This is a genomic window from Flavobacterium plantiphilum (genome assembly GCF_046000495.1).
GTDB lineage: Bacteria > Bacteroidota > Bacteroidia > Flavobacteriales > Flavobacteriaceae > Flavobacterium > Flavobacterium plantiphilum.
The window spans coordinates 241,467-254,783 of sequence record NZ_JBELQA010000002.1 but is presented as its reverse complement, the minus strand read 5'-3'; the positions used below and the strand labels follow the sequence as shown (position 1 = coordinate 254,783).

Here is a 13,317-nt window from a genome sequence, read left to right as displayed (position 1 = left end):
TAGTATGAAAAATGATAGTATTTGCTTTTTGTTATTGGTTTTATTGATCACTGCTGCAGGTTCCTGTGCCAGTGACGAGGTAAAAATTCCGGAGTTAAAGTGTAATCAGCCTGATTTTGAAGTTAACAAAACTGTAGCTGATATTAAGTCAGTTACCGCTGAAATTGTAGCCCAATATGGATATGATGATGTGATAGAAGGCTATGTGGTTTCCAGTGATGAAAACGGTAATTTTTTCAAGACTCTTTCGTTTCAGACATTGGCTACAGCCACAACACCTGCAATTGGGTTTAGTGTGCCTGTAGATGCGACAAATGTATATGTGGATTACAGAATAGGAAATAAGGTATATGTAAAACTAAAAAATCAATATACTGATTTCTATTATGGCGGTTTGCGTATTGGGGATTTGTATGTTAGTGCTTTTAATCAGGGCGGAGTAGGGCGGCTTTCACAAAATGATTATAAAAAAGTATTGCATGCTTCCTGTACCAATGTGAAAGAAGAACAACTGGTTCGGTCAATTGATTTAGGTGAAATAAACGACAGCTATTTAAATACACTTATCGAATTGTCTGAGGTACAATTTACAGAACCGGCTATTGGACGTCATTACTTTGAAGAAACCAATAATGTGGGAGGTGCTACCAACTGGAATCTTGTGGACAAAAAGGGCAATCAGCTAATTTTCAGAACCAGCAGCTTTGCGGATTTTTCTAAAAATATTGTTCCCGGCGGAAGTGGGAAAGTGCGGGGAGTTTTGACAAAATATGCAACTGATTACCAATTGATAGCCAGAAAAGAATCCGATGTTCAGATGAAAGGAACCAGAAATATTCCTTTTTTTGTGGAAGATTTTCAGACTGTTGCTGATGGCACTAACCTAAGTTTGCCAGGATGGAGTAATATTATTGAAGCAGGTGCTATTGTTTGGAAAGGCGGAATTACTTCAACGAATGGCTACGCCGAATTTGTAATTACAGGAACTAAAGTTGCGTCGAATATTGTATGGCTGATTTCTCCAAAAATTGATATGGATGTGCATACTAATGAAATCCTTTCGTTCAGAACTGCACAGCATCATTTAGATGTAGATTCTCCATTAAATACCCTAAAAGTATATCTGTCGACTAACTTTGATGGAGTAAATGTTAAAACAGCAACGTGGATTCCTGTTTCAGCAAATCTTCCAACTCAGCTTACGCCCTGGAATGAGTTTATCGGTTCAGGAATGATTGATTTGTCTGGTTATACCGGGAAAATTAATATCGCCTTTAAGTATATTGGCTCCGGAAAAAATCTGGCTCTGGATGGTGCTTTTTTAGTAGATGATGTTCAGGTTTACGGGGATTAGTTTAGAAATAAAAAAACGGCTCGTAATTTCAAATTACGAGCCGCCAAACAAAAGAAGTTATAATTAATTTTTTAGTAATAAATTTTGTGTATTTACACCTTCAATACTACTTACTTTTATCAGGTATATTCCTGAAGCCTTACCGGAAATATTAAATGAAAAAGATTGAGTACCTACTGCTAACAAAACATCACGTTGCGCTATTACTTGTCCATTTACAGTGGCAATAGTGATGGTAGATTCAATAGCTTTCAAACTGTTAATTTCTATTGAAAATTCACCTGAAGTATGATTTGGATAAATTTTTATTGCAGATTCATTAGCAACCGAAGATTCATTTATCTTGCTGTAAGTTTCGCAACTTCCTAATTTGTCTCCATGATTTAAGTGACTTTGAACAGCGGATGAAGCTACACAAATAGCGTTTCCGTTATGACACATGGTTACCTTATCGTTTTTGTTGCCGCAGCGAACATCTACTACATTGATAACTATTGATGTAGTTGCTGTACAGCCTTTAGCATCAGTAATAATTACACTATAAGTTCCCGCTGTATTAACATTGACAGATGTTGTTGTTTCTCCATTACTCCAGTTATAAGTGTAAGGAGCTTTACCACTATTTACTGTAGCTGTAATTGTAAATGATGATGGACCATAACCAATATACAAGGTGTTTTTGCTGTCTGTATTCTGGTTTATGGCATAAACATCATTAATTGTTACACTAACGGGCGGATTAACAGTAATTGTGCTGGTAATCGTTGTCTCATTATTATGTATATCTGTAACAATCCATGTAATTGTAGAAATTCCTGCATTGAATTTACCACTGGCATCGTTGCCATCACCATTTCTTGAAGTAGCACCGTTTATAATGTAACTAATCGAATCAATACCACAATTATCTGTAGCAACTAATATTGGGACAACATAAGTATCGTTTGAATCATAACAGAATGATTGCGATACAACTTGAGTAATCTCAGGTTTTTGTGCGTCTGTTACGGTTACTTTTTGAATAGCCGCTTGACTGTTTCCTACGGCATCTGTAGCTGTCCAGGTAACCATTGTGATTCCAACAGGAAAAATTTCTGGAGCGTCATTCGTTATTTCCACTGTGTTAGTGTCGCTTGCTGATGCTGTACCTAAAATTACATTTGTAGCTTCACAACTTCCGTTATCTGCGTTAATGTTAAGATCAGCAGGAATAGTGATAACCGGATCTGTATGATCAAAAGTATAAATTTCGCCATCTGTAAAACCTTCAGATAAAAGATTATTAGCTTCATCAGTTATTCCGGTATCAGCATGGTTAATGTCCAAACGAAGCGTTCCGTCACCTGTAATGTTATTTACTGTTACATCAAATGAAGTACTGGTAACAGCAACAACAGTAGCAATAGTTCCCGAAACATTTCCGGTGGTATAAAGTACAAAATCAGCTGTGTCAACTCCACTTACATTTTCAGAAAAAGTAACACGATAGCTAACACTTGCAGCATTATTTTTTTCAGAATCAGGTGTAAGTCTGTTAATGGCTGTCACTGTTGGTGCTACAGCATCTACAACCGCAATTTTTGCTGTTGGAATATTATTTACATCCATATCATATCCTATATAATAACTGGTATAAGGCGGCTGGTTGTAACCTGAATTTTGCCAGGCAATTGCAGTACGATATTGTGGATCATGCATCAAAGTTGGAATACGATAATCACTGGCAATATTAGTCGTAAAAATTACAAGTGCCGTATTGTCTGCTTTTCTGTACATGACCTCTTCTCGCCAGTCACCAAATAAATCTGCCTGTAAAGCAGGATTGCTTTTAGTGCTATTATTAGAAGAAATAGGAGCCGCCTGATAAATAGTAAATAAACGGCCTGCACTTTTAGTAGCAGGATTCCATTTGTCAATATAAGTTCTGTCTAATAATTCGCGTCCTAAATCGCCATCCCACCAAATTCCGGAATTGTAAGAAGGTCTATTGGTACTAATGAGATTTCCTTTAACATCATATGTGCCATCACCTGATGACCCCCACATTTCATAGCCTTTATAATTAGGATCGATGTCGGCAGCCATGGCACGACCAACATCTCCCGTAGTTGGGATTCCCCAATTGGTTTCTCCTGTTTTAGCATCGTATTGTCTCAGTCCCATTCCGTCATAGCTTCCCGGAGATTCCAGACAAATCCAGATTTCCTGTCCCGGACGGTCTAAATCCATGTCTGTCATATGTAAGGCATCACCGTGACCCATTCCATAAGTCCAAAGCGGTTTTCCGTCATCATTAATGGCACTGGATCCATTGATGATTTCATCTTTACCGTCTCCATCTACATCACCTATTGTCATTTGGTGATTTCCTTGTCCTGAGTAAGAATCATATTCCGGATGTGCGGGATCTTTACTGTCAAAAATCCAGCGTAGTGTTAATTGTCCGTTACGCCAGTCATAGGCTGCACGCATTAGTTTATTATAATAGCCGCGTCCTACAATTATACTTGGACGTGCACCATCTAGATAAGCAACGGCCGATACAAAACGATCCTGACGATTTCCATAATTGTCACCCCAGTCTGCAGTATTTGCTCTGGCAGGCTGATAAGTAATGGTAGCCATAGCAGCTCCGGTTAATCCATTAAAAACTGTTAGGAATTCAGGTCCTTGTTGCACCCATCCTGAAGTATTACGATAGTCAACAGTAGCATTGCCTATTACAGTACCTGCACCGTCAATTGTACCATCGGCTGTTTTTAAAATAATTTCGGCTTTGCCGTCTCCATCAAAATCATAAACCATAAAGGGATTATAATGCGGACCTGCATTTACATTTATTCCTAAATCAATACGCCATAATCGGGTCCCGTCTAATCTATAGCAGTCAAAAAGTTGTTTTCCACTGTAACCGCCTGCATTGTCATTAACAATAGTAGGATCCCATTTTAAAATAATTTCATATACTCCGTCACCATCAACATCACCTACAGAAGCATCATTTGCTGTATAGGTATAAGTACGTCCGTCAGGCAATGTGCCTCCGGGAGGTATTTGAAGAGGAACTTCTAATTGATTTTTTTCCCATACACTTACTGGAGTGGTTTCATTTCCTTCTACACCATTAATAACCGTTTTAATACTATAAGTGTTATTATTAGTATCAGTCGCATCGGTATAATTAGTTGCATTGGTTACAGGAGCAGCATTTATTTTTATGCCGTTTCTATAGACATTAAAAGCAATGGTAGCTGGGTCATCTCCAAGTAGTCTCCAACTTAAAAATACCGAATTAGTCGTTTTTTGAATTGCTACAAGACCTCTTGTTAAAAACTCTACCTGTTTAGGAGCTGTAACTATGACATCAGGAACTTGTAAGGTGTTTAATCTGACAGTGTTTCCATAAGAAGCAGCTCCGCCATTGATAGCATAAGCTCTGGCATAATAAAAGGTTCCGGGTGTAAGACCGGTAAGAGTTACAGAGAAATCGCCTGTGCCTCCGGTAACATCTGCTACTTTATCATTAGCTGTAGTAGGATTTGGGTTTGAATTACTGTAAACCACTCCTCTTTCGGTTATGGCTTGTCCGCCATCAGAGGTAATATTTCCTCCGCTTACAGCTGTGGTGGTAGTGATATTCGTGATGTTATTAGTTGTAAGTTCCGCTGGCGGAGGAGGTGGAACATATCTTCTGACAATAGGAGTAGTTATGTTATTTGAATTCGCTTTGGTATAAACCACATAAGGATAAGGCGCATTTCCTATTGCAATGGAAGGCCAGCCTGTAGGTTCATCAATACCTCTGATTACTGCAGGATCTTTCAATTCAGTCCATGTTGTACTTCCTGCTGCCAGAAAACGAACCCGGGTTGGAAACACGTTTGTCGAAGAAGTGTAATCTATAAAAGAACAATATAGGTTTCCGGATTTGTCATTTATTAAACTAATGTTTGGGGAGTCTCTTGAAGCAAGGGTTGTAGCTGTTCCCCAAACATTTGTCGTTTTGTTGTATAAAATTGCTGTTGCTCTGTTTGAAGAGCCAGTATTGAAATAAGCGATACAAATGTTGTCATTGTCTCTTACAGCAATATTAGTATGCCGGACTCCAACTGTTGGAATCGGATTGTTAGATACTAAAGACCATGTACCGCCATCAAAACCATATAAAGTCATATTACCTGTACTGGAATTGGTAGCAGCTAATTTGGAATAAACCAACCAGATTTTGTCACTAGCATCAATTGCTAAACCTACTGCAGCTGCAAAATCTCCGGAAACAGCTCCGGTACCTACTGTTTCCCATGCGGTTTCATTGAATTTTTTTACATACGGGATCATTCCTGCTTCGCTAAAAGCGATATAAGGGCTATTGAATGAATCGAATGCCATAGAGCAGCGTTGAGTGGATCCGTATTGACCTACAGCACTCATACCATTTGCATTCCCTGTAGAAACATACAGTGAATTACCATCTTCAGGATTTAGTGGATTCCAGGTTTCTGTGGTAGTGTCAAACTTTTTTACGGCTAGTTTGGAACCGGCAGAAAGATCAATGTAAGTTACATATAAATCCCCAATTGAATTGGCATAAATACGAGTGTAAGAAGCATTAGTGCCAAGGTTTTCGCCAACTTGCTCCCAAGTTCCGTCGGCTAAACGTCTTTTTACTTTTGGTACTCCGCTTTCTGTAAAGGCTACATAAGGAGTAAAATTGTTTCCGTTTTTAAGCACAGCAATGCTGGTGTATGCTGAAGAAACTGAAGAAATCGCTTGTTCGTTGCCTAGTATATTCCATTGTTGTGCAAAAGAAGTACAGCAACTAAACAAAAAACATAACGTCAGGCTAATTTTAAGGCATAGCAGACGGTAAGAAAAAGTAGTTTTTCTGGTCATAAATGATTTGGTTATTGGTTAATAGTGAGTAAATATAATTAGCTGTAAATCAATTCGTATCCTGTGGTATCTTGTAGTGTCCTGAAATTCATACAGGCTAGTTATTTTCATGAAATCCTGAAAACTGAATTAAGTTCGAATTTTACTATATTTGGCTTTTTAAAAAAATAATTTTATTATGAAACATCTATTATCAGCACTATTGGTTGTAACACTTTTTATTTCCTGTAAAAAAGAAAGTAATAATTCCAGCGAAGCACCAAGTGAAATTCCTTATGTAGCTAAAAATGAAAAAGAAATCGAAAAGTACGTAGCTGAAAAAGGTTTAAAAGGAACTAAAAGCGAATCCGGATTGTATTATGTAATCAAAGATCCCGGAACAGGTAAACAAGCTACTCCGGCTTCAAATGTAACTGTTGCTTACAAAGGTTATTTTATGGATGGAAAAGTATTTGACCAAAGTGATGAAAACGGAATTTCTTTTGGTTTGAATCAGGTTGTAAAAGGCTGGACAGAAGGTATCTCTTATCTTAAAGAAGGTGGGAGTGCTATACTTGTTATTCCTGCAAAACTGGGTTATGGTGGAAATGATTATGCAAGTATTCCTGGTGGATCAGTACTTATTTTTGAAGTAAAACTGATTTCAGTAAACTAAAATTTCTTTTTTTCAGACAAAAGGAATATTTTTAAGAAATTATAAATTCAATTCCTAAGCAGCAAATCATTAAATTTGCTGCTTATTATAAGATATGTTAGAAAAAGAAGTAATAAATTTCGAAAAAACAGCCATTGTTGGTATTGTAACTCAAAATCAAAGCGAAGAGAAGCTCAATGAATATCTGGACGAATTAGAGTTTTTGACTTACACTGCTGGTGGACAAGTGGTAAAACGGTTTTTTCAAAAAGTAGACAAACCTAACCCAAAGACTTTTCTGGGTACCGGAAAGATAGACGAGATTCATCATTATGTAAAAGAGAACGGAATCTCGACTATTATTTTTGATGACGAGTTAACGCCTTCACAACAAAAGAACATCTCCAAAATTATCGATTGTAAAATTCTGGACAGAACCAATCTTATTCTGGATATTTTTGCACAACGTGCCGAAACTTCTTATGCCAGAACTCAGGTAGAACTGGCGCAATGTATCTATTTGTTACCGCGTCTTTCGGGATTGTGGACACACTTAGAGCGTCAAAAAGGGGGAATCGGAATGCGTGGTCCCGGAGAAACGGAAATTGAAACCGACCGGCGTATTGTACGTGACCGTATTTCATTATTGAAAGAAAAAATCAAGGCTATCGACAAGCAAATGGGTACTCAACGAAGCAATCGCGGTGCTATGGTTCGTGTGGCTTTAGTGGGTTATACCAATGTGGGAAAATCCACCTTGATGAACGCCATTGGTAAGAGTGATGTTTTTGTAGAGAATAAATTGTTTGCTACATTAGACACAACGGTTCGAAAAGTGGTGATTAAAAACCTGCCTTTCCTGCTTTCAGATACGGTAGGTTTTATTCGAAAATTACCAACCCAGTTAGTAGATTCGTTCAAAAGTACGCTTGATGAGGTTCGTGAAGCCGATTTGTTATTGCATGTAGTGGATATTTCCCATCCTGATTTTGAAGATCATATTGCATCAGTAAACCAAATATTAGTGGATATCAAAGCAGCTGATAAACCGGTAATTATGGTTTTCAATAAAATTGATTCTTACCGGCATTTGACTATTGACGAAGACGATTTGATGACCGAAAAAACAACCAAACATTATACGTTAGAAGAGTGGAAAGCCACCTGGATGAGTCGTGTAGGAGAGGAAAAGGCTTTATTCATTTCGGCTACCAACAAAGAAAACTTCGAAGAATTCAGAGAGAGAGTTTACGAAGCTGTGCGCCAAATTCATATTACCCGTTTCCCGTACAATAAATTCCTGTATCCGGATTATAAGGATGCCATTGAAAAAGAAGAAAAAGAATAATTTTTTTCGAAATATAAATATACCAAATCCCTTTTGAATTTTTCAAGAGGGATTTTTTTTGGGCATGACCCACCTTCCACTGCGTTCCAGTTGGGTCGGGCTGTACGTTGCAATCTTTTATTTCGTTGCACTGCATAAAAGGATTTCCACTGCCATCCCTCATGCGGATTTTGTGCTCATAATAACAATTGACTTTAAAATTATAATTTTCATAGAATAGTTACAGAGTAAAAGTTTCCTAATGTAGATTTGTATCTTTGATTTGCTCAAATTTAAATTATGAAAAAAATAGCCTTGCCAATTTTACTTTTCTGTTTAATTATTTTATCATCTTGTAAGTCTGGTAATTATAAGTATTTTGCGCCAACAGTCAATCCTGTATTATTCCATGATAAAGGAGAAGTACATGTTTCTGCTGAAGTAGGTACTTCGGGCTTTACAACCAAAGCGGCTGTAGCTCTTACAGAGCATTTTGGAGTTATGGGAATGTATAATGGCGGAGGATTAGGTAATTATCGTTCTCACGAAGGAGAAGTAGCTGCGGGATATTTTACAAAAAACCTATATGTTTCCGGAGGAATGGGTTTTGGTTCAAACTTTGCTTTTACCGATAGTACACATGTAGCAAAACAATACGAAGGAAGTTTTCGTCGTCCTTTTGTTCAGTTAAATGCAGGAATTAGCGGAGGTAAAATTATAGGAGGAATTAAAGGAGATGCTGTTTTTTGTTTAAAAAACAGTTATTTATTCTACGATGGAAATCATTTAAATACAACCAAAGATCAAATCCATTCGGAATATTTTGTAGTTGAGCCCGGATTTTTGATGGGTTTGGGATCTAAGGCTTTTCGTTTTGATTTTCTGTTAGGATTCCCTATTCATTTTACTAATAATCCGCTTTCAAAATATTCCAATGCCAGAACTTATCCATTAAATGTTGGTTTTGGTATTCGTTTTATCATAGGACGTAAGAACAACGAAATTTAATTCAAAAAAAATCCCTTTTCAGAATCAGTTCTAAAAAGGGATTTTTTATGCTACAGAACAGATTAGAAACCATAATTAACTCCTAATCCAAAAACTTCTCTAACCTGAACCCCTTTTATAGCATTATCATCATAAATGGTTTGCAAAGCAATATTTGCCGAAAGGTATTTGTTGATTTTCATCACCACGTTCATTTGATAATCGATATCAACGTTTTGCGGATCTTCTAAATAATTAGAATATAAATTCAGACGGTTTTCTATAGAAACATTTGTGACAGCAACAAATTTGAAATAAGCAGAAACGCTGGCTCCAAATTCAAAGCGGGTATTATCACCTTGTAAAACACCAAATGAAGATCCTAAATCTGTAAAATGCTTGTGAACCAAAATTAATTTTCCTGCTGCCGGAGCAATATTAATACTGGCATTGTTATCTTTTTTCCATAAGAAACCAGGTCCAAATTGAAAATAGGCCGGAGAGAAAAAGTGAGAAATCACCTCGTTGTTTTTGTCAAGACCCACATCCATTTGTGATTTAAAGTTAAAATACATCGAATAATACCAGTTTTTAGCTTTAGCTTTTTTTCCCCACATAGAATTTAATTCGAGGCGGTCGTCTGTTTTAGCTGTATTTTCATTTCCTTTAATTTTACTTAAACCATAAGCAAGTATAAATTTATTATCCCATACTACATCCCCTTTTTTATAATTAAAGTCATAATTCAAACCAAAATTCCCAGCCACGTTTGAAGTTCCGCCACCCAGCCATTGTCTGTTATACGCTGACTGACTTAACAATAAGGACATATTGCCTTTTTTTGTCCATACTTTTGTAGTGTCTTTTTCTGTTTCCTGAGCCTGTATTGTAAACGTAGCCAGAATTGCAACAACAAATAGAATTAGTTTTTTCATATAAATGTTATTTGGGTTTTAGTTACTTTTTTGCTTTATACAAAGGCACTGCTGAACAGGCCTCTCCATACATAATGCTTCTTGCAAAAGGTTGTAAATAATGGGCAGCTAACACGTAAGCCCTTGTGGGAACTGGTTTTTTAGAACAGCCTTTTATAATAACTGATTTATTTTCGTAAACTTTATAATCTATTTTAGGTAACAATTCTTCGTATAAAGCTGCATCTAAATCTTCTTTGTTTCCATTGATGATTTTTTTAGCAAAAGGGGCTAATTGTATTGCTACTAAAATAGAAGCCCATGCAGGAACAATGGCATCAGTACTGCAATTAATTGCTACGTACTGATCCTGATATTGAGTCCAGTCATGATTTTTAAGCTGTTCTCTAAAGTCTTTTTCTTTTAATAAAAATCCTTCGAGTAACCATTGCGAAATATCAATTTGCGAGCGAATGCCTTTTGGATAATAATCTTCTAAGTCGAAAACTTCCAAAGCGCTGTTTGCTACTTTATTTACAATTTCTTCCATTATTCTAGTGTTCAGTGTTCAATGTTTAGTTTTCAGTTGTGTACTGATTCCTAAACATTGACTGCAATTTTTTAAAGCATTCCTAATTCTAATTTTGCTTCTTCGCTCATTAAATCTTTGCTCCACGGCGGGTCAAAAGTAATTTCTACTTCAGCACCTTTGATGTTTTCAATAGATTTTACTTTTTCTTCAACTTCTCTTGGCAAGCTTTCCGCTACCGGACAGTTTGGAGAGGTCAGTGTCATCAGGATTTTTACTTCATAATCTGTATTGATCATTACATCGTAAATCAATCCTAATTCGTAAATATCTACAGGAATTTCAGGGTCGTAAATTGTTTTTAATTTCATTACGATTGCTTCTCCTAATTGGTTGGTGTCTATTTCTTGTTCCATTTTTTTGTTTTTTTGTTAAATTACAGGGCTTATTTTTTTAAACATATAAGTCCTATAAGTTTTTTGTTTCTGTTTTAAAAAGTTTATTTTTTTGAATCAAATGCTAAAGCGTACATTTTTATATTCTTAATCATCGAAACCAAACCATTAGCCCTGGTAGGAGATAAGTGTTCTTTTAAGCCTATTTCGTCAATGAAATCCATTTCGGCATCAATGATATCTTTAGGGGTCTGATTTGAAAAAACACGAATTAAAATGGCAATAATCCCTTTGGTTAATATGGCATCACTATCAGCCGTAAAAACTATTTTATCATCCTTTTTCTCTCCTTGTAACCACACTTTAGACTGACAGCCTTTAATTAAGTTTTCGTCAATTTTTGATTCTTCTTTGATTAGCGGAAGGTTTTTTCCCAGTTCGATGATGTATTCATAACGCTGCATCCAGTCATCAAACATCGAAAATTCGTCCACTATTTCTTCTTGTATATCTTTAATTTTCATTGTTTTGTTTTGCAAATGAATTTATTTTAGTCACTAATTTTTTTATCTCTACAGGTGGAAAACCATGATCAAAACTTTGTGATTCATAGTTTTTGCCTTCGTAATTTATTTTCAGACTGGCTATTGCTGCACCATCATAAAAACGTTTTTCGGTAGGTGATTTCAGATTTTTCAGTTCTTCTAAATCCAGCTCCTGAAAAAGATTAACCAGCTCTTTCCAGTCAGTATCTGATATTTTAACAACAACAGCTTTTTCTGCTCTGTTTTTTTTTATACTCGCAATATGTTTTTCTATAATTACTTCGTAATAATAACCTCTGGTATTTGCTGTGTATGTTATTTGTGCTGTATCCATATTTTGTAGTACATCACCCTGACAGCCTTTGCCCAGAAAAAAGGTCAATAATAATAACGATAGTATTTTCATATTTGTTTTAGGATAACATTAATTGGGCTTTTTTAACCGCTTCAACTAAGGCATCAATTTCTTCTTTGGTGTTGTAAAAAGAGAATGAAGCTCTTATAGTTCCGGGAATTCCATAAAAATTCATAATAGGTTGGGCACAATGGTGTCCTGTTCTTACTGCGATTCCTAATTTATCAATAATACTGCCAATGTCATAAGGATGAATTCCTTCGATATTAAAAGAAATCACTGAGGTTTTGTTTTTTGAATTTCCATAAATACGCAGACCTTCAATTTCTGATAAACGCTGGGTTGCATAAGCTAACAATTCCAATTCTTGTTGTTGAATGTTTTCAAACCCAACAGTATTCAAATAGTCGATAGCGGTTCCTAATACGATTCCTCCGGCAATATTGGGCGTTCCTGCTTCAAATTTATGAGGTAAATCTGCGTAAGTAGTTTTTTCGAAAGTTACTTCCTTAATCATTTCCCCACCGCCCTGATAAGGCGGTAATTTGTTTAACCACGATTCTTTTCCGTATAAAATTCCGGTTCCGGTTGGCCCGCACATCTTATGTCCTGAAAAGGCATAAAAATCACAATCCAGCGCCTGAACATCAGGTTTTAAATGTGCAGCTGATTGTGCTCCGTCAATAAATACTGCAGCTCCCACTTTATGAGCTTTATCAATCATGTATTTAACAGGGTTGATAATACCTAAAGCATTAGAGATATGATTTACCGTAACAATTTTAGTTTTCTCAGAAAGTAATTTATCGTATTCCGACATGATTAATTCTCCGTTTTCGTTCATTGGGATGACTTTCAATACAGCTCCCGTTTTTTCACAAAGCATTTGCCAGGGCACAATGTTACTGTGATGTTCTAAATGTGAAACGATCACTTCATCATCTGGTTTTAAAATGGAAGCAAAACCATTAGCAACCAAATTGATTCCAAAAGTTGTTCCTGAAGTAAAAAGTACTTCGTGAGCATGTTTGGCATTAATGTGATTTTGTACTTTTTTACGGGAAATTTCATAAGCATCAGTGGCTAACTGGCTTAGTGTATGAACGCCACGGTGAATGTTGGCATTGATTTCCTGATAATATTTTGAAATCGCATCAATAACCACCTGTGGTTTTTGCGAAGTAGCTCCGTTGTCGAAATATACTAATGGTTTTCCATTTACTTTTTCGTTCAGAATTGGAAAATCGGCTCTTATTTTTTGAATGTCCAGCATAACTATTTAGAAAAATTCTATTATACAAAAGTACTAAAACTAAAATTGTTTTTAACGGCTATTATTCGTTTTGATTGATTGTTGTATCAGTTTAATTGATATGAAATAAAT

General features: G+C 36.2%; 11 protein-coding genes. 4 read left to right on the top strand and 7 right to left on the bottom strand.

Features of this window, described 5'->3' with window-relative positions; translation table 11 throughout:
* Positions 1-4 precede the first annotated feature (4 nt).
* On the top strand, positions 5-1,354 hold the full coding sequence (locus ABS764_RS03875; protein WP_408080168.1) for a DUF5689 domain-containing protein: 1,350 nt from the start codon (positions 5-7) through the stop codon (positions 1,352-1,354).
* A gap of 63 nt (positions 1,355-1,417) precedes the next feature.
* On the opposite strand, the gene ABS764_RS03870 is transcribed toward ABS764_RS03875, so the two are convergent.
* Positions 1,418-6,247, bottom strand: a complete 4,830-nt coding sequence (locus tag ABS764_RS03870; protein WP_408080166.1) for a rhamnogalacturonan lyase family protein — start codon at positions 6,245-6,247, stop codon at positions 1,418-1,420.
* Positions 6,248-6,425: 178 nt separating this feature from the next.
* Here ABS764_RS03870 and ABS764_RS03865 point away from each other — a divergent pair, with 178 nt between their 5' ends.
* The 3 genes from ABS764_RS03865 (at position 6,426) to ABS764_RS03855 (ending at position 9,216) form a co-directional block, all read left to right on the top strand.
* Positions 6,426-6,902: an FKBP-type peptidyl-prolyl cis-trans isomerase gene (locus ABS764_RS03865; protein WP_408080164.1), complete on the top strand. Its 477-nt coding sequence runs from the start codon at positions 6,426-6,428 to the stop codon at positions 6,900-6,902.
* A gap of 94 nt (positions 6,903-6,996) precedes the next feature.
* Positions 6,997-8,229: a GTPase HflX gene (gene hflX / locus ABS764_RS03860; RefSeq protein ID WP_408080162.1), complete on the top strand. Its 1,233-nt coding sequence runs from the start codon at positions 6,997-6,999 to the stop codon at positions 8,227-8,229.
* Between the two features lie 279 nt (positions 8,230-8,508).
* Positions 8,509-9,216, top strand: a complete 708-nt coding sequence (locus ABS764_RS03855; protein WP_408080160.1) for a hypothetical protein — start codon at positions 8,509-8,511, stop codon at positions 9,214-9,216.
* A 62-nt stretch (positions 9,217-9,278) separates the two neighbouring features.
* On the opposite strand, the gene ABS764_RS03850 is transcribed toward ABS764_RS03855, so the two are convergent.
* The 6 genes from ABS764_RS03850 to ABS764_RS03825 form a co-directional block, all read right to left on the bottom strand.
* A complete protein-coding gene (locus tag ABS764_RS03850) occupies positions 9,279-10,130 on the bottom strand; it encodes a DUF3078 domain-containing protein (protein WP_408080158.1) in 852 nt (283 codons plus the stop codon).
* 22 nt (positions 10,131-10,152) lie between these two features.
* Entirely contained in the window at positions 10,153-10,659 is a 507-nt protein-coding gene (locus tag ABS764_RS03845; RefSeq protein ID WP_408080156.1) for a DUF2480 family protein, read from the bottom strand.
* Between the two features lie 71 nt (positions 10,660-10,730).
* Positions 10,731-11,054, bottom strand: a complete 324-nt coding sequence (locus ABS764_RS03840) for an SUF system Fe-S cluster assembly protein (protein ID WP_408080154.1) — start codon at positions 11,052-11,054, stop codon at positions 10,731-10,733.
* A gap of 83 nt (positions 11,055-11,137) precedes the next feature.
* Positions 11,138-11,557, bottom strand: coding sequence for a SufE family protein (locus ABS764_RS03835; protein ID WP_408080152.1), 420 nt, complete (start codon positions 11,555-11,557; stop codon positions 11,138-11,140).
* Complete coding sequence (locus tag ABS764_RS03830; RefSeq protein WP_408080150.1) at positions 11,547-11,984, bottom strand: hypothetical protein; 438 nt, start codon at positions 11,982-11,984, stop codon at positions 11,547-11,549. The genes ABS764_RS03835 and ABS764_RS03830 overlap by 11 nt, the downstream gene beginning before the upstream one ends.
* A gap of 7 nt (positions 11,985-11,991) precedes the next feature.
* Positions 11,992-13,206, bottom strand: coding sequence for an aminotransferase class V-fold PLP-dependent enzyme (locus ABS764_RS03825; RefSeq protein WP_408080148.1), 1,215 nt, complete (start codon positions 13,204-13,206; stop codon positions 11,992-11,994).
* Positions 13,207-13,317: the final 111 nt, after the last annotated feature.